The sequence below is a fragment of the Paenibacillus sp. MABNR03 genome (genome assembly GCF_050455445.1).
Taxonomy (GTDB): domain Bacteria; phylum Bacillota; class Bacilli; order Paenibacillales; family Paenibacillaceae; genus Paenibacillus; species Paenibacillus xylanilyticus.
This window is the reverse complement of sequence record NZ_JBCIYR010000002.1, coordinates 1,101,570-1,119,554: the sequence shown is the minus strand read 5'-3', so window position 1 is coordinate 1,119,554 and position 17,985 is coordinate 1,101,570. Positions and strand designations below refer to the sequence as shown.

The following is a 17,985-nucleotide window of genomic DNA, read 5'->3' as shown; positions in this document are numbered from 1 at the left end:
GGTTACGGAAATGCATTTTTTTCAGAAACCGGTTGTACCCTTTGCACGTATATATGAATTGGCGTACTCTGCCCGAGTATACGTCAAATTCAGGTAAATCAAAAGTAGAGGAGACGATTATGCAAAACTGGATAACCGATTTCATGGAACAATACGGCTACATAGGCATAGCACTCATTATTGCACTAGAAAACGTATTTCCTCCCATTCCATCGGAAATTATTTTGCCTTTCGGCGGATTCATGACAACGTACACCAGCCTTACCCTTCCCGGTGTAATCATTGCAGCTACCATTGGTTCTGTGCTGGGTGCTATGATTCTCTATGGTATCGGACTTCTGATTGACGTGAATCGTCTGGAGAAAATTGTAGATCGCTGGGGACATATTTTGCGAATCAAAAAAGAGGATATTCACCGTGTCGATGCATGGTTTGACAAATATGGAATGTGGACTGTATTATTTTGCCGCATGGTACCTCTTGTTCGCAGTCTCATCTCGATTCCTGCAGGCATGTCCAACATGAAATTCGGTTTGTTCGTGCTCTTCACAACCATCGGGACACTCGCTTGGAATATTATTCTGGTCTCGGTCGGGGCTGCACTTGGCGCTTCTTGGGAGAATATTTTGCACTTTATGGACGTCTATTCTCTGGTGGTCTATGCGCTGCTCGCCATCATCCTTATTGGCTGCATCATCTGGTGGATCAGACGTATGAAAAAAAGTAAATAGAGATCGTTCATCACAACAATCGATTGTAATTTTACACTACGTAGATAAAATAAGCCTCCGACCACAATTGTGGTACGGAGGCTTTTGTATGCTTGTACATCTCTTTCATCCAATTCCCTTTTACTCATCGTAACGCATTTCTTGATCTTTCAGATCAATCGCCAGTCCAGATACTACCATATACATGCGTTCCGAGTGGGCCTGGAGCGCACGGTTCACCGAAGCCATCCTCGCTGCAAAGATACGTTCCTTTTCCGATGGATACAGAGCACCATGCATTTCATTAGTAATGACCAGCAGCTTGCCTTGATAAGATAGCAAGGCATCAAGCAGCTGTTGTGTATGTACGCGTTGTTGATCCAGATCATCCGTTGCTCTAAACCCGGCAGCCATCCATGAGGTCAGGCTGTCTACGATAACTATTCGCTGATCAGCCAGAAACAGATTCGATTCCCGATTGATCTGGTGAATGACCTCTGTCAGATGATGACCGTTGCCGGCTGAAATGGCTCGATAATGAGCGGATGGCAGTTCCGGAATCACCGGATCATGATCGCCTGTGGATAAATAGATTCCTTCCCGGCTGATTTGGGCTGCGAAACCCAGGGCAAACCTGGTTTTACCACTCCCTATACCGCCAGTGACCGTAATCAGCAATCCGCTCCCCTCCTTCAGTTACCATGCTGTATTACGCTATTCTGTCAGCGCCTTCAGCACTTTTTTGGAATCTTCGACATTGGCTGCCGATAGCGGAATGGTAGCGAACAGATTTTGAGCGGCATAATCCAGATCCTTGAACATTTGCATCTCTTCCAGCGGGATACCATAGAGATGTGATTCCTTCTTAATGTCAGTACCGTCATCTCCTTGACCCTGCTCAACAAGAACTCCACCGTCAAACACACCACGTTTATACTTCTCTGGATCAAATGTATCATCAAGCGGGATATTGGAGCCGTTGCTCCCGTATTGTTTCATGTCTGCTTCCGGCAGGATGAAAATATCATGACTCCCTGCTGCGTACTCAACCATGATTTTCTGGACATCGTACATTGCACTCGAAATGACTTCAACTTTCGGCTCCTCACCCAGTTTCTGCTGCAAATTGGCCTGTAACTGCTCCGAGATTACGGATGGATTACCTTGATTATCAATGATGAAAATGGTAAATCCGTCCTTCCCACCACATCCAGCAAGCAGAAAAATCAATGAAACGATTGCTGTTAGCCCCCAAAATCTCTTCATTCCAGTTCCCCCTTTAGTCTCCTAAGTACAATATATCACAATTGTTCCACGCAAAAAAATAACCCGTTCATTTAAGAGATTCCATAACCATATCAAAAAAAAGACCCGTCAGGGTCTTCTCTGCATTTCATATGGGTAACGTTTTCGTTAACAGCAATTTATCTTCCTTTAATCGGGTTAGCTTTCATATATTCATTAATCTTCAGATCCAGCAAGCTGCTGATTTCAATCACAATTTCCGAAGTAAAGGATTTCTCCTCCAGGAAAATCTGTTCCATCTTGCGACGAAGGATATGGATCTCATCTTCCAAGGAAATGTCATGCAAAGATTCGTGATCCGGTCTCACCGACCACCGGTCGCCATGATCGCTCTCAGCCAGATAATGCCCACGATTAGTCGGTAAATCATATTCAACACAAAACAATGCCAACCCCTCCTTGGAAAATTAGTTTCCAAATATATGAAAAACATATTTCAAATTGAAATTATATCACAATATTTTGTAAATGAAAGTTATTTTTTTCTAAATTATAAAATGGACACATTTGCAAAATGATTCTACTTCCTATTAACCCTCTTTTTGCAGTTTGTAAACAAAATTTCCGATTCGTTCCAATGCTTCGTTCAGTTGGGTCACTGAAGTGGCATAAGAACAGCGCAGAAAACCTTCTCCCTGAGGGCCAAACACGTTCCCAGGCACAGCAGCCACCTTATTTTCGGTTAAGAGTCGCTCTGCAAAAAGATCAGAGTTGAGACCTGTTTTCTGAATGCTAGGGAATGCATAGAACGCTCCCTGAGGTTCGTGACAATCCAGGCCAATATCACGGAACCCCTGTACAATAAGACGTCTGCGCTGATTATAGGACTCCACCATTCGGTCCTTCTCCCCCAGCCCATTCGTTAACGCTTCAAGCGCTGCGACCTGCCCCATAGCTGGAGCACACATTACAGTATACTGGTGAATCTTTAACATAGCTGCGATAAGTTCAGGATGACCGCACATGTAACCGATCCGCCAGCCTGTCATGGCAAATGCCTTTGAGAAGCCGCTCACAAGAATGGTCCGTTCCTTCATATCCGGAATTGATGCGAAGCTGACATGTTTTTGTGTATACGTCAGTTCTGCATAAATTTCATCAGCAATGACGATGAGATCATGCTTCTTGATGACTTCTGCAATCGGCAGCCAGTCTTCGTACGTCATGATGGCCCCCGTCGGATTGCTCGGATAACATAAAATCACAACTTTGGACTTCGGCGTAATGCCTGCTTCAAGTGCCTCGGCAGTCAATTTAAATTGATCTTTCGCATAGGTTTCAACACCCACAGGAACTCCTCCGCCTATGGAAGCAATGGGAGAATAGGCCACGTATGAAGGCTCCGGAATCAGAATTTCGTCTCCAGGCACGATTAAAGCACGCAGCGCAAGGTCAATGGCCTCACTGCCGCCAACCGTAACAATAATCTCATCCTTGGGATCATACTTGGTATCGAATTGAGTATCCAGGTAATTACTGATGGCTTCTCTCAACTTGGGCATCCCTGCATTCGATGTATAACTTGTCATGCCTCTTTCGAGGGAGTATACACAAGCTTCACGCATATGCCAAGGTGTAACGAAGTCGGGTTCACCAACACCCAGTGTAATAATATCCTTGTTGTCACCCACCAGGTCGAAAAACTTGCGAATCCCGGATGGGGGTATCTGTTGAACCAGAGGTGCCAGATACGAGGTCATCTTCTTGTTGTTCCCTGTTGTCTGTTCATTCACTATCATGACACATCTTCCTTTACGGCGAGATCATGAGACGGTTATCTTCCTGATGGTCTTCAAAAATGATCCCGTCCTGCTTATATTTTTTTAGAATAAAATTCGTTTTGGTCGAAAGCACAGAATCAATCGGTGACAGTTTCTCCGATACAAAGTTAGCGACTTCACGCAGGTTGCCACCTTCCACTTCTACGAGCAGATCGTATGCACCTGACATGAGATAAACTGATTTCACTTGCGGATATAGATAAATTCGTTCGGCGATGCCCTCAAAACCACGACCACGTTCCGGTGTGATCTGTACTTCAATCAGGGCTGTTACTTTCTCATCGTCAATTTTGCTCCAGTTAACCACGGTTGCATACTTTACAATAACGTGATCCTGTTCAAGCTGGGCCACAGCGTTCTTGATCTTGTCTTCAGACTCCCCCAGCAGTGTAGACAGCAGCGCCGGAGACCTTCTTGCGTCTTCCTTCAGCAGATCCAGAACTTTTAATTGCAGATCGTTCAAATCTTTCATGACTTTCCCTCCAGCGTCATCCAGGTTCCTGAAAATGAATTAATACTTATATTACATGAATTTAACGTCCATGCAAAGACAAAAACCGCCTGCCCTGAATTCAGGCAAGCGGTGGTATGGTCCATAAAAACTTGAGCTTAAAAAGGTTACATGTAATAAGGGTTACCATAATTGGGTTGATGCTGAGGCACATTAGGTGCCTGACTGTATGGACTGGCTTGCGTATTCTTTTCCTGAATGAACTGATGGCACTTTTGCTGCGTTTGTTGTGCTGACTGAACCGTCTTGTCTAATTCGCTTCGAGTGGCCTTCGAAGAGGCCGAGTACATGTTGTTCTGCTGCATCAGATGAAACAATTCCCCCTGCAATCTAAGGGTACTGTTCGTCAGGTCTGTAAACATTCTGCGGGTCACCGGGCAGGAAGATTCTGTCGTTGCTGTTGTGTATTCACGCGAAGTTCGTCTTAAATCAGCAAGAATCGACTTCAACAGGTCCTGTTCCTGCATAAAATTCCCACCAGATGACAAAGATTGAGAGTACATGCGATTTCCTCCTATGTGTTTAGATTTCCGGGACTATTGAGCTTGTGTAGGCGCAATGGACTGATGCTGCTGAAGCACATTGACGAGTGTACTTAGATGCTGTTCATGTGTGCGAACATACTGGTTAAGAGCCTGCTGGATTTGCGGGTTATGTGAGATAGAAGCTGTTGCTGCACACTGTTTGATCAGCATTTCTTCATTGGAGATCGAGTCTGCAATATAGTTCAGTTCTTTGGGGCTAAGTGCTTGCATTTGTGTATTTTGCATGTATCGTCTTCCTCCTTAATCTAAAGTTTATGCGAGTTTATTTTTACCTTGTCCTGCGAAAGTATACTTATTTAACATTCAATTGAGGTGATTTCATTATGGAACTTATAAATGGCAATACGTTTTGGTCTACTACTTTCCAACCCCATTTCAACTATCCGGTTCTCGAAGGTGAGATCATCTGTGATTGTCTCATTATCGGGGGTGGCATGGGAGGTGCCCTGTCTGCCAAACTTATGACAGAAAGAGGATTGCGCACGGTAGTCATTGATAAGAGAGAGATCGGCCATGGGAGCAGCATGGCCAACTTGGGACTGCTGCAATACTCCAACGACAAGACGCTCACCTCCTGCATACATACCTTTGGAGAACGACGTGGGGTACGATTTTATGAATTGTGCCGTATTGCCCTGCAGCAGCTGGAGGACATGGCCTTCAGTTTGGAGATTGACCCATGGTATATCCCCCGTACAAGTTTGTATTGTGCAAGCAGCGAAGAAGATGTTGCTCTTTTGGAAGAGGAGTACCACACGCTCAAAACCTACGGGTTCGATGTGGAGATGTGGAATCGGGACAAAATCAGCACCCACTTCCCTTTTAGCAAGCCGATCGCATTGTTCACCAATGGAGATGCGGAAGTTAATCCCTTCAGGCTGGTGCACGGCTTGCTTCAATCTGCTTACAGTAAGGGTGCCCGGATCTACGAACGGACCGAGATGATCCATTGTGATTATGATGAAGACGGTGTCGTCTGTTACACGCCTAGTGGGACAATCCGTGCCAAGCAGGTCATTTTTTCAACAGGATACGAGACACAGGAGATTAAGAATGACCGCGGAGCCTACCTGCAGAGCACTTATGCTATTGCAACCAAACCACTGAAGGATCTCAGCAGCTGGTATAAACGTAGCTTGATATGGGAAACGGCTCGCCCTTATTTATACATGCGAACAACCCCCGACGGCAGAATTATTGCCGGGGGACTTGATGAGGAAATTCCACATGAAGACCAACGTGCCATTAGAGCCAGAAATAAGGGTGAGACTCTATTGCATAAAATAGCTGACTACTTCCCACTGCCAGATCTGAAAATGGATTATGCTTGGGAAGCTGTATTTGGCAGCACCCATGATGGACTCCCTTTTGTCGGTCCGCACCCCGATTACCCCAATTGTTATTTTATTGAAGGTTATGGAGGCAACGGTACGATATACAGCATGATTGCCGCATCCATTCTTGCAGATGTCATTACTATGGGCAAGAACGAGGACATGGAGTTGTTCTCATTAACCAGAACCAATAAACCTTCTCCTGTGTAAAATGAAAAAAGGTGCAGATCAGGAATCCCTTCCTGTTTCTGCACCTTCTTTTATTCTGATAATCTGATGGGACAGCAATGTTACTGCTGTGTTTGAGTTAGCATTTTACGCATAAAGATCCAGCCGATCAGCGGGAAAGCACCTAAAACCACAATCAGCCAGGTTAGCATCTGAAGGGAGGGACCATTCATCACGATGAGGATAAATACAGCTAGACCAGACAAGCGCCCTGTCATCAAGCAAAGCTCCCTTAATACGACAAGTTCAACCCTTTTCTCCACATTTTCGCCGCTCATGCCCATCAAGTCGAATCCTGCCGCAATCATGGGCAGCATGTATAACGGCATGGCGAGCGCTGAACCAATTCCCATAATTAATAGTGTGCCATAGCTTACTTTCCAGATTAAGGGAAGCAGAACGACAAATAGAATTATGGCCCCCGTCAACATCCCTTTGGATCTATAATGCGGTTTGAACCACTTGCCTGCCATCCAATAACTGACCAAGGCTACGGCGGATGTAATCAATGAGAATTGACCCAGCTTGTATTCCTGCTCCGTGGCTACATAAACGAGCAGCGCGATTAGAAAGGCAAACACGCCCTCCCTTACCCCCTGGGCAACCAATCCCAGTCCAAGAGGCCTCCATTCACTCCCTGAGCGGGATAACTGCTGCCAGGGTTCCGACCAGCGGTAGGTACCGCTGACTTTTCTTTTTTTCAGAAAAAAGCTGAAGACCACTGCAATCACATAAATTATGAGTGAGACGGTAAAAATGAGCCGATAACCTGAGTTATCCACCATCTTTGAAATAATCAAACCCGAGAACCATGGACCAATAATTCCTGTCATGGAGCCCAGCAATCCCACCCATCCATTGAACAGGTCCCGGTTTTCCCGGTCGGTCACTTCAAAGTACACCACATTAAAGGCGATCCAGAATAAACCCAAAGCACATCCAAGCAATATACCGAGTGGCCATATCCAATCCACCGCTTTTGGACCGGCCCATAGAACAAGCATATAGAATGTGCCAGATAATGCTGTGCCCAGCCGCAGTGCACTCATTTTATTATGTTCCTTCACCCATTTACCGGCTAACCAAAATGTCAATCCAAGGGCAAGCTGCTGACTTATCGTAAACCATCCGAGCATGGCATAGTCTGGACGACTCTTCCACAAATATACATTCAGAAACGTTCCCGACAAAGCTCCGGCTAACACAAACAATCCATTCACGCCCAGAAGCAGAATGGATTGTCGGCCCAGAGATATCTTCATCTGCTCCCTCCTTATTCCACTTGAAGTCAGCACTTCGCAGGCAGGTCTTAAGGTTAACCTACCCCAAGCAGAGGAAAAACATGATGAATCTCAGGAATAATTCATTTTTAATGGAGTGGAAATTACTTCTTGGCGCTCAGATTTTGAATGAGACGCAGCCGATCGTCTTCGGACAGACTATATTGCACTTGGAAACATCCGGAGCATACATACATCTGAACCGTGAACGGTGCGTCCAGCAGGGAATCTTCCCGTGAAACTGCATTGGCAACAGGTGTGAACGTGTCCGGTTTGGAGGTTTGTGTGCCAGCGAGAATCATGAATTCGCGGCAATGTGGACATTCCGGCACTTCTTCCTGCAGGTCAAGCTGTTTTTCCACACCTTCTTCATATTGGATCAGATCGTTGCCCTCATCTGCATATTTGGTTAAGGTACGCAGTTCAGGCAATTTCAGCTCTACCTCATCTCCCCACAATGCAGCAATATCAGAGGTCTGGTCACGGTCTTGAACATCATCTACATCGTAAATATCGTCTGCTTCATCATCTTCTTCATCTCCGATGTTAATGTTCAGCGTACGGTAACCCTTCAGTTCATTGTGGCAATACGGACATTCTTCTTCAGGTCCCAATTCCTCATCCCATACGATTTCAGTGTGGCACCATGGACATACTGTTGTTTCCAAATTAGATCAACCTTTCTTTATACAATCTTCCTGTCAGGTGTTCATGACATAAATGACACCGATAGCAAAAAACACAATAGATGCCGCAAACAAAATCCGTATCAATATTTTCATGCCAGGTCCCCCTACATGATGCTCGCGCCGATTACAAATGACAACGAGACGGAAATAATCATGGATATTAAACCAACTGCCCGATTATCTCGCGCAATTTCCTTGTCTATCGAGAAGACGGGTGTCAAAAACTCGAACAGAAAGTAGGCAATGAGCAGAAGAACAAAGCCTACAAAAGACCATGTCATCGCTTCATACACAGAAGACTTGGCCTGAATGCAGAATCGAAGCACGTTGCAGATTCCAAAGATCTTGCCTCCCGTTGCCATGGCAACAGCCACATTGCCTTTCTTGATCTCATCCCAACATTTGTATTTGGTTACAAGTTCAAAACAAGCCAGAAAAACAAGCAGCTCCATGATGGCTACCGAGAAAAAACCGAGTACCATCCCCAAGGGATGAGACAGCAATTGGTCAATCGTCCCTTTCACTCACTGTTCCCCTTCCCTGTTCCACTGCCCCTCTCACCACTGGCAATGGAACATCGTTGTTTCATGGTCCGGCTATTCCAGTTCTGCAACGGTTACGCCGTTTCCGCCTTCTCCATAGTTGCCCAGCCGGTAACTTTTAATATGTTTATGCTTACGGAGATAATCCTGAATACCGGAACGCAAAATTCCTGTTCCTTTACCGTGAATGATGTAAATTTGACCCAGATTCGCCAGGAATGCTTCATCGATAAAACGGTCCGTCTCCATCAATGCTTCTTCCAAGTTGGTTCCCCGTAGATCCAATTCACTCTTCACATTATCGTCACGTGTGCGCTTCATGCCAGTGACTGGTTTCTGTTTGACCTTCGCTTCAGGCGCAGATTGCTTCAGTTCCAGATCCTCCAGAGATACTTTCATTTTCATGATACCCAACTGCACAACCGCTTCTTTGCTGCCGGACAATTCGACGACATGACCTTTTTGGTTCAAACTGTACACATGCACTTCATCGCCTGGGCCGATAGCCCGGGTTTTGGATGCAGACCCTGTGCGTTTCACTGTTTTCTTGCGTTTCTCCGGCTCGGCTTCATCCAGTTGTTTACGGGCAGCAATCAGTTTATGCTCTTTTACGGATGCGCCTTCTTCCATCGCGAGCTGACGCAGATCCGCAATAATTTTTTCTGCTTCCGCTCTGGCCTTGTCCACAATATTGCGAGCATCTTCCTCTGCTTTTTCAATCCGGCGTTCACGCTGCTGTTCCAGCTTCTCCAGCTCGGATTGATGACGACTGCGCAATTTCTCCATATCCCGACGCAGTCGCTCGGCATTTTCCCGTTCCTGTTCCGCTGTAAGCCGGTTCTCTTCCAGGGAAGCAATCATGTGTTCCACACGCTGATCCTCTTCCTTCACCTCGCCACGAGCATAGTCCAAAATATATCCTGGCAAACCAAGACGTTCAGCAATGGCAAACGCATTACTTCGTCCCGGAACGCCTACCAATAGACGATATGTCGGGCTCAGTGTATTCACGTCAAACTCCATGCTGGCGTTAATGACACCTTTACGTTCATATGCATAAGCTTTCAGCTCACTGTAATGCGTTGTTGCCACCATGCGGCATCCTGTTTGATGCATATGCTCCAGAATGGAGATGGCCAGTGCCGATCCCTCGGCGGGGTCTGTTCCTGCGCCGAGCTCGTCAAGCAGCACCAGACTTTTTGTCGTCATATTTTTCAGAATTCGAATGATATTCGTCATATGACTGGAGAACGTACTTAGGTTCTGCTCAATACTCTGCTCGTCTCCAATATCGGCATAGATTGCGTCAAACACACAAAGCTGACTGCCATCTTCGGCAGGAACAAACAGACCGGACATTGCCATGAGGCTTAGCAAACCAATCGTTTTGAGTGTTACTGTTTTACCACCCGTATTCGGCCCCGTCACAATAATGGATGTATAATCATTGCCCAGTTCAATGTCGGTCGGTACCACGTTTTCGATGGCGATTAGCGGATGACGTCCTTTTTTGAGCTTGATAAATCCACGGTCATTCATACGAGGCAACGTGGCTTTCAGTTCACGGGCATGCCGCGCTTTGGCAAAGATAAAATCCAGAGATCCCAGCAAATCGACGTCATATAACAGCCATTCAGCCTGCTCGCTGACAAGTGCCGTCAATTTCTGCAGAATCACTTCAATTTCGCGTTCTTCCCGAATTCGGGTCTCACGCAATTTGTTGTTCATCGCTACGATGGACTCAGGCTCTATAAACAATGTTGCTCCTGAACCGGATTGATCGTGCACGATCCCGCCAAAGTAAGAACGATATTCCGCTTTTACCGGGATGACGAATCGATCTCCACGAATGGTGATCAGCTGATCCTGAAGCATCTTGGACACCGTAGAGGAACGAATCATGGAATCCAGCTTTTCGCGAATTCTCGATTCCCCGCCCCGAAGCTCACGCCGAATCTGTGCAAGTGTTACACTCGCGCTGTCTGCAACTTCAGCGTTGTCATCAATACAGACACGAATGGCGTCTTCAAGCGCCTTTTGCTCCGACAGTTGATCGCTGATAAAAAACAATGAGTCAATCTTTTCATCTTCATGAAGGGCCGCGATTTGCCGCTTCAAGCGGCGAGCTGCCAAAGTTGTATTGGAAATTCCAAGAAGTTCATGCGGATTCAGGGTTCCTCCGATTTCGGCTCGTTTCACGGATGCCGTGATGTCCACAATGCCTCCAAAAGAAGGTGAACCTTTCAGACGGTCATATGTGAATGCTTCATCCGTTTGCTGGAGTAATCTTTTTACTTCTTCCAACTCACTGATGGGTTCCAATTGTTCCGCTTTCTTTTTTCCCATGGTCGTCTGTGCATAGCTTTGTAATGTATTTAAAATTTTGCGGTATTCCAGTGTGTGTAAAATTTTCGTGTCCAAGTGTACAACTCCTTCCAAACTATATCTGTATTATAACGAAAGAAACGATGTCGCGCTATTTAACGAATCCTTCCACACATAAGTTCTGACATCATGCTACAAACTACAGGTGTCAGGATTTTGCAGCCTCTCCGTGAAAGTGGATGACAAACGCATAATCCGATCTGAACTTAAAGGAGGTAAACACGTTGAACTTCTTGGGACATGTCGTACGTTTTATCATCGCTGCGATCGTATTAATGGTTGTCAGCTGGATCGTTCCCGGATTTGCTGTCGGTGGTTTCTGGAGCGCTCTGCTGCTCGCTCTGGTTATTGCACTGCTCGGCTGGATCATTGAAGGCATCTTTGGCAAAAGAGTCACCCCTTTTGGCCGTGGGATCGTCGGCTTTATTGTAAGTGCATTGGTGATCTGGCTCGGTCAGTATATTGTTGACCATGTCGAAGTTAGTCTGCTTGGCGCCATTCTGGCTGCGCTGGTGATTGGGATAATCGATCTGTTCATTCCGGTATCCACACCTTTCGAAGCGGGACGAAGCTCCAAGAATAACTAAGAAGCACCTAATATTGCAACTGCTTTAAACACCTACGAGTTCTCCTTCAACCTCTGATGGCCAATATGCCTGATGAGGTTTTTTCATTTCCATAGCATCTCAGCCGCTTCTCTGGATTAGAGAGAAATTCTACTTGTTAATCTTCAAAAAAACGACATAGCCTTCATGTACAGGCCTAATCATTTTGCGGTATGATGACTTGAGAAATGATTAAAATTTCATCTATACCATGCTTAAGGAGGCACATGATGAAAAAGACTATGGCTTGGCTTGCAGCCTGCATGTTAATCCTGGTTCTCGCTGCTTGTGGAGGAGGCAAACAGTCCGCAGGCTCGGGCAGCAGCGGTGATACCGATGCAGGTGTAACCGCAAGCGAGGAACTCGTAATCAAGGCGAGCAACTATGAATTCGACCAACCGGAATACCATCTCAAAAAAGGGGTCCCGGTTAACATTGTTTACGAAAACGTTAATGGTAATCACGGCATTCTCGTTCCTGAGCTGAATTTACGGCTCGACACCAAAAACAGCTCTAAAGTGATTACCCCCGACAAAGTAGGAGAATTCGAAATGTCCTGCTCCGTGTTTTGTGGAAGTGGGCATAGCAGCATGATCTCCAAAATCATTGTCGAAGAATAATAAGCCCCAAGACAAGGAGCCCCCGCAGCGACGGGAGCTCTTTCTGTATTATAACAAATTGTACATTCGTACGATGTCCATGATTCCAATCATGATCTAATTTCGTTAGGTCTGATCCTGTTCAATCAATTCGATCCATTCGTTATATTCCGTCTGCAACTTCGTATATTCATCGTGCAGCTGGCGATACTCCATGTTCAGCTGCTCTGCCTTCTCCTGCTCCATTTCACGTTCCACCTGCAGCAAACGCAGCTGATTCGCTGCAAGCTCGTACCGCTCGCCAATCTCCAGCAGTTCATTTTCCATCGTTTGCTTCTCTTCTATTGCTTCCGCGCGCAGTTGGTCCAGCTGCTGTCGTTCCTGCTCCAGCTCTTCCACCTTTTCAACCGTGGCGGCACTTTCCTTCTGCCATACGCTTAATTCATTCTCAAGCAGATTCCAGCGTTCCTGCCAGGATTGTTCCTGTACAGCCCATTCTTCTGCACGACGCTGCCAGACCTGATCCTGCTGTTCAGCTTGTTCAGCTCGAGCGAGAAGCTGAGCTTCCCGCTCTTTTAACTCATCCAGCCGTGATGCAAGCTCTGCCTGTGACGCAGACAATTCTTCATGCTTGATTTGCCATTCCAGGGCTTCCTCCTCTGTCTGTGCAAGCAAACCGCTCTGTTCAGCAAGTTGTTCCGACAGCTTGGTGGCATGCTCTCTCGACTTCGCAAGCGCCTGTTCCAGCGACTGATTTTCTTGACCTAGTTCATCCAGCTTGCGAGTCCGATCCTCTTCGCGCTGAAGTGCATCCCCATAATCATTCCGGATTTGTTTATAGGATTCCTGGAGTTTGTTCAGCTCTTCACGGATACGATTAAGCTCATCTTCGAGCTGCACACGTTCCTGCTGCGCACGACTTGCCTGCTCGTTGTAGCGATTCGCTTCTTCTCTGTACCCGCGAGCTTCTTCCTTAACCACGGATAATTCATCATGAAGTGACTGTACACCATACTCCAGTGTTTCATTCTGTTCTGCTGCCTCAAGCACTTGAGTCTCCAGCTCTCCCATTTCGACAAGACGCTGTTCAGCCAGGTCCTTCCAAGATTTTTCACTCTCGGTAAGCATACTGATTTCATTTTGCAATGTACGTACGGCAGCATGTGCCTGCTCCAGAACCTTCTGTAATCTGCGTTGTTCATTCTCCGACTTCTCTTCGGCTTCACGCAGCTTCTGAATATCTTTTTCAAGGAGTCCATGCTGCTCTTGAATTTTGCGAAGCTGTGCTGTGAGAGAACTTTCTCGCTCCACCGTATCATTGTATTGCTGTTTCCACTCTTGCTCGGTTTCACGAGACTGCTGCAAGGCATTTTCCGTTTCGCGAAGCTGCTCCTGCAGCTGGGCACTGTCTTCCTTCAGCTGTCCCAATTGCTGTTCGAGTTCCGCTATCCGGCGTACATGAACTTCCTGCTCTTGTTTGCGTAACGCATGTTCATTCCGCAAAGTATCCAGTTGATCGCGTTCGTGCTGAAGCTGCTGCTCCTGATCAACAACCACTTCCTGTGCCTCTGCCAGCTGCTTCCGTAGATTGCCCAGTTCGTTTTCAATCTCCGTGATGTGATCCGCAGCCCGTGCCCGCTCTTGATCAAGCTGTTGCAACAGTTTTTCCCGTTCTTCTTGCAACGCAGCTTCAGCACTAGCCGCGGCTTCTGTAACCTGAATGGCTGCAGCTTCTTTTGCTTGCTGCAATTGCTCCTCGTAAGCAGCTTCCTTTTCCATCCATTCCAGTTCAGACTGCTCCGCGGATTCGTGGAAATCGGCTTTTAGCTTTTCAATCTCGGTTACGTGGTTCTGTTCCAATCGTTGTTGCTGTGCTGCCTGTTCTTCCTTCACCTTGGCCAGTTGCAAACTTAATTGCTCAGCAGCCTGCTGCTCGGCCTCCTGCAAGCGCTGATCCGTTTGGGCCTGGAGCTCACGATATTGAAGGTCGGCTTCTTCCTGAGCTTTTTTCAATTGACTCTCAGCCTGCTCCAATTCTGACAAGATCGCAGCTTCGGCTTCCTCTTTGGCTGCCTGTACCTGCTGTACCGCCTTCGCCTCGATTTTCTGGCGTTCTGCTGCAGCACGACTTTCCGCTTCCTTGAGCTGGGCTGCTGTCTTCTCTTGCAGTTCCTTGTACTGTCCAGCAGCTTTCGCCTGGCTCTGCTGCAATTCGGCTGCAGCACGTGCCTGTACTTCCTTGAGCTCGGCAGCTGCTTGAGCCTTGGCCTGTTTAAGCTGGTTTGCCGCCTTCTCTTCGGCTTCTCTCAGGCTCAATTTCAACTTCTCTTCTGCTTCCTTGAGCTGTGCGGCTGTCTGCGACTGCCATTTTTGTTCACGGGCTGCAGCCTGTGCACGTTCCTGCTCGAGCAGGGCATTCAGCTTGTTTAACTCTGCCTGCTTCTCGGATTGCAGTTTCGCCATGGCCTGCTCTACCTCGGACTTCTGCTTGGTCGCTTCAGCAAGCGCCTGGTCACGACGCTCTAGTTCCTGCTGATGCTCACTTTGAATCGCATTCAGCCTGTTTACTTCATTTCTAAGTTCTGTCCGTTCACCGGTCAGCATTTTCAATTCATTCCGGATCTCCTGAGTCTGTAGAGACTGCTCAGCCATATGTACAGCCGCCAGCACCGCAATACGCGGAGTATCCAGACGGGAGTGATGCTTGGAAATTGCGCTCATGCGCTCATCTACCAAATTAGCTACTTGTTTCATATAGTCGGCACTGCTGCCAACCAGTTTATAGGAAGTCCCGTAGATCTCTACGGTGACGCGTGTACGATCAGGTGTAGTCACTGTTGTGCCCTCCTTCAAGTCTGTATGTTGATTCTAAGCTGTAATGACAAAAAAGTCACATCGATCCTCTAATGCTAAGGATTCGATGTGACTTCAAGCAATTCCTGCTAATCTTTGTTCAAAAAATTGGGTTCTGTTCTATTTGCGCAATTCTGCTCCGAATTGCTCCTCCAGACGGGCAACCACACGAGCATGTACCTCAGTAATTTCCTCATCCGTCAACGTACGTTCACGATTGCGATACACAAGAGCCATCGCTACACTCTTCTTATCTTCACCCAGTTTGCTGCCTGTAAACACATCGAATACCTGTACTGTTTGCAGCAGTTCACCCGCTGCTTCACGAATTGTGCGCAGCATATCTCCAGCTTCAATGTCCTTGCTTACAACTACCGCAATATCACGTTCTACGGCTGGGAAACGCGGAAGTTCGCGGTAACGAATGTCCACGTCTGCTTCATTGTAGATTGCTTCAAGCGCAATCTCTGCGATGTACACATCATTCAGATCATATTGCTGCTGCAGTTCAGGATGCAGCTGACCCATGGTACCGATCAGTTTGCCTTCGCCACCATTCTTCCCATCCAAATATACGGATGCGGAACGTCCCGGATGGAAGCCTTCAGGACTGTTTGCCACAAGACGAATACGTTGTTCCAGTCCGACATAGGAAAACAGGTTCTCAAGTGCACCTTTCAGGTCGAAGAAGTCCACTTTTTCTGCTGCCACATTCCACTGCTGGGAGGCACGGTTGCCGGTAAGCAGCAGGCTCAGGACCGGAATTTCATGCGGTTGTTTCGTCAGCTTTTCTTCTTCAGTGAAGAACACGCTGCCTACTTCAAACACAGCCAGTGAATCCTGCTTACGGTTCATGTTGTAGACCGCTGCATCCAGCATTTGCGGCAGAATGCTTGTGCGAAGAACACTGCGATCCTCACTCATAGGCATAGCCAGCTTCACAGCCTTGCTTCCTTCAGTCAATGCCGGGAACAACGTTGCTTTATCCGGATGTACAAAAGAGTAACTGATCATTTCCTGCCAGCCACTTCCTGCAAGCAGGCCACGGATGGTGCGACGCATTGCTTGGGAGCGCGTGTAGGCACCTGGTGTTGTTGGTCCTTCAATCAATGTGGTTGGAATGTTGTCATATCCATAGAGCCGTGCAATTTCTTCGAAGAGATCTACGTCACGGGTAATGTCGCCTCTGCGAGTCGGCACTTCCACATCAAGCAGCCCCTGCTCGGCGTCTCCGCACGCGAAGTGCAGACGAGCAAAAATGGTTTTCACCTCAAGCAGTGACAGCTCTGTTCCCAGATAACGATTCAATCTGTCCAGCGACAGCTGTATAACGCGTTTCTCTGCCACTTCTGCTCCAGCTTCCACGATTCCTTGATGCACTTGCCCTTCAGCATAACGCTGAATCAATTCAGCTGCACGATCCAGTGCCGTAATGACAGCCCCCGGGTCAACTTCCTTCTCAAAACGCATGCTTGCTTCGGAACGCAGCCCCAGTTGGCGCGACGTTTTCCGAACGGTACCGCCGTCGAACTTGGCGGATTCGAGCAAAAGATTGACGGTGCTTTCCGAAACCTCGGAATTCTCGCCACCCATAACACCAGCGATGGCTACCGGCTTCACGCCATCCGTAATCAACAGCATGTGCGGTTCGAGCTTGCGCTCCTGGCCATCCAAAGTCACGATCGTTTCGCCTTCCTTGGCCATGCGCACTTCGATATGACCTTTCTCCAGCTTATCTGCATCAAATGCATGCAGCGGTTGACCATATTCCAGCATCACATAGTTTGTGATATCCACAATGTTATTGATAGGACGAACACCAGCCGCGACCAGACGGTTTTGCATCCAGAGGGGAGAAGCTCCAAGTTTAATGCCTGTCACATAACGTGCTGCATAGTGACTGCATTGTTCCTGAGCTGTGATCTTCACCGAGATATGATCCGCAGCAGCATCACCAATCTCAACCAGCTGCTCTTTCGGATCCGGAAGCTTCACTTCACGACCCAGAATGGCGCCGACTTCATAGGCTGCTCCGCGCATGCTCAGGCAGTCGGAACGGTTTGGTGTCAAATCCAGTTCAAGCACATGATCGTCAAGACCAAGCACTTGGCTGATTGGCGTGCCAATCTCCGTTTGCTCTGGCAGGACAAGAATGCCTTCCTGCTGATCTTTAGGGAGCAGCTTGTCGTTCATGCCAAGCTCTTTTGCAGAGCAGATCATGCCGAGTGAAACGACGCCGCGCAGCTTGGCTTTTTTAATATCCAGACCGCCAGGGAGCTTCGCTCCAACCAGGGCCACAGCTACCTTTTGACCTGCATCCACATTTTTCGCTCCACATACGATCTGCAGATCTTCTTCCTGTCCGGCATCAATGATACATACGTTCAATTTGTCGGCATCCGGGTGCTTCTCCTTGCTCTTCACGTAACCTACAACCACTTTGTTTACGCCCTGGTTGCGGTTTTCCACTACATCGATTTCAATCCCTGCGCGTGTAATTTTCTCTGCCAGTTCCTGTGGCGTCACACCTTCAAGGGCAATATAATCAGACAGCCAATCTGTCGATACTCTCATGGACGTTCACTTCCTTAATCTATAAATTGGTTTTGCAGTTCAAG

Annotated in this window: 17 protein-coding genes; 4 read left to right on the top strand and 13 right to left on the bottom strand. The window is 47.3% G+C overall.

Translation table 11 applies throughout. From position 1 onward, the window contains the following. Positions 1–119 precede the first annotated feature (119 nt). On the top strand, positions 120–731 hold the full coding sequence (locus tag AAIH57_RS13910) for a DedA family protein (protein ID WP_175399519.1): 612 nt from the start codon (positions 120–122) through the stop codon (positions 729–731). A 120-nt stretch (positions 732–851) separates the two neighbouring features. On the opposite strand, the gene AAIH57_RS13905 is transcribed toward AAIH57_RS13910, so the two are convergent. The 7 genes from AAIH57_RS13905 to AAIH57_RS13875 all read right to left on the bottom strand — a co-directional run bounded on the left by AAIH57_RS13905 (position 852) and on the right by AAIH57_RS13875 (position 5,077). Continuing rightward, the gene (locus tag AAIH57_RS13905; RefSeq protein ID WP_430022005.1) at positions 852–1,388 is read right to left on the bottom strand and encodes a bifunctional adenosylcobinamide kinase/adenosylcobinamide-phosphate guanylyltransferase; all 537 of its coding nucleotides are present in this window, start codon (positions 1,386–1,388) and stop codon (positions 852–854) included. A gap of 36 nt (positions 1,389–1,424) precedes the next feature. Continuing rightward, a complete protein-coding gene (locus tag AAIH57_RS13900) occupies positions 1,425–1,976 on the bottom strand; it encodes a hypothetical protein (protein WP_175399517.1) in 552 nt (183 codons plus the stop codon). A gap of 158 nt (positions 1,977–2,134) precedes the next feature. Then, entirely contained in the window at positions 2,135–2,323 is a 189-nt protein-coding gene (locus AAIH57_RS13895) for an aspartyl-phosphate phosphatase Spo0E family protein (RefSeq protein WP_312884395.1), read from the bottom strand. A gap of 222 nt (positions 2,324–2,545) precedes the next feature. Further along, positions 2,546–3,754, bottom strand: coding sequence for an aminotransferase class I/II-fold pyridoxal phosphate-dependent enzyme (locus AAIH57_RS13890; protein WP_413034309.1), 1,209 nt, complete (start codon positions 3,752–3,754; stop codon positions 2,546–2,548). Between the two features lie 13 nt (positions 3,755–3,767). After that, the gene (locus AAIH57_RS13885; RefSeq protein ID WP_095288304.1) at positions 3,768–4,268 is read right to left on the bottom strand and encodes an Lrp/AsnC family transcriptional regulator; all 501 of its coding nucleotides are present in this window, start codon (positions 4,266–4,268) and stop codon (positions 3,768–3,770) included. 146 nt (positions 4,269–4,414) lie between these two features. After that, positions 4,415–4,810: a spore coat protein gene (locus AAIH57_RS13880; RefSeq protein WP_430022004.1), complete on the bottom strand. Its 396-nt coding sequence runs from the start codon at positions 4,808–4,810 to the stop codon at positions 4,415–4,417. A 33-nt stretch (positions 4,811–4,843) separates the two neighbouring features. After that, positions 4,844–5,077 carry a hypothetical protein gene (locus tag AAIH57_RS13875; RefSeq protein WP_430022003.1) on the bottom strand — a complete coding sequence of 78 codons (234 nt, stop codon included), beginning with the start codon at positions 5,075–5,077 and terminating at the stop codon, positions 4,844–4,846. Positions 5,078–5,175: 98 nt separating this feature from the next. Here AAIH57_RS13875 and AAIH57_RS13870 point away from each other — a divergent pair, with 98 nt between their 5' ends. After that, complete coding sequence (locus tag AAIH57_RS13870) at positions 5,176–6,396, top strand: NAD(P)/FAD-dependent oxidoreductase (protein ID WP_430022002.1); 1,221 nt, start codon at positions 5,176–5,178, stop codon at positions 6,394–6,396. 80 nt (positions 6,397–6,476) lie between these two features. On the opposite strand, the gene AAIH57_RS13865 is transcribed toward AAIH57_RS13870, so the two are convergent. The 4 genes from AAIH57_RS13865 to AAIH57_RS13850 all read right to left on the bottom strand — a co-directional run bounded on the left by AAIH57_RS13865 (position 6,477) and on the right by AAIH57_RS13850 (position 11,346). Then, positions 6,477–7,676 (bottom strand): MFS transporter, encoded by a 1,200-nt coding sequence (locus AAIH57_RS13865; RefSeq protein WP_175399512.1) that lies wholly within the window; start codon positions 7,674–7,676, stop codon positions 6,477–6,479. Positions 7,677–7,798: 122 nt separating this feature from the next. Further along, a complete protein-coding gene (locus AAIH57_RS13860; protein ID WP_430022001.1) occupies positions 7,799–8,362 on the bottom strand; it encodes a hypothetical protein in 564 nt (187 codons plus the stop codon). A gap of 125 nt (positions 8,363–8,487) precedes the next feature. Continuing rightward, positions 8,488–8,865 carry a DUF350 domain-containing protein gene (locus tag AAIH57_RS13855; protein ID WP_175399851.1) on the bottom strand — a complete coding sequence of 126 codons (378 nt, stop codon included), beginning with the start codon at positions 8,863–8,865 and terminating at the stop codon, positions 8,488–8,490. Positions 8,866–8,979: 114 nt separating this feature from the next. Beyond that, positions 8,980–11,346: an endonuclease MutS2 gene (locus AAIH57_RS13850; RefSeq protein WP_430022000.1), complete on the bottom strand. Its 2,367-nt coding sequence runs from the start codon at positions 11,344–11,346 to the stop codon at positions 8,980–8,982. A 188-nt stretch (positions 11,347–11,534) separates the two neighbouring features. Between AAIH57_RS13850 and AAIH57_RS13845 the strand changes: the two genes are divergently transcribed. Beyond that, positions 11,535–11,897: a phage holin family protein gene (locus AAIH57_RS13845; RefSeq protein WP_430021999.1), complete on the top strand. Its 363-nt coding sequence runs from the start codon at positions 11,535–11,537 to the stop codon at positions 11,895–11,897. 245 nt (positions 11,898–12,142) lie between these two features. Next, a complete protein-coding gene (locus AAIH57_RS13840; protein WP_312884389.1) occupies positions 12,143–12,535 on the top strand; it encodes a cytochrome C oxidase subunit II in 393 nt (130 codons plus the stop codon). A gap of 105 nt (positions 12,536–12,640) precedes the next feature. On the opposite strand, the gene AAIH57_RS13835 is transcribed toward AAIH57_RS13840, so the two are convergent. Together AAIH57_RS13835 and pheT are read right to left on the bottom strand one after the other, a co-directional pair. Next, positions 12,641–15,349 carry a hypothetical protein gene (locus AAIH57_RS13835; RefSeq protein ID WP_430021998.1) on the bottom strand — a complete coding sequence of 903 codons (2,709 nt, stop codon included), beginning with the start codon at positions 15,347–15,349 and terminating at the stop codon, positions 12,641–12,643. A gap of 138 nt (positions 15,350–15,487) precedes the next feature. Further along, positions 15,488–17,941, bottom strand: a complete 2,454-nt coding sequence (pheT, locus tag AAIH57_RS13830; protein ID WP_430021997.1) for a phenylalanine--tRNA ligase subunit beta — start codon at positions 17,939–17,941, stop codon at positions 15,488–15,490. Positions 17,942–17,985 lie beyond the last annotated feature (44 nt).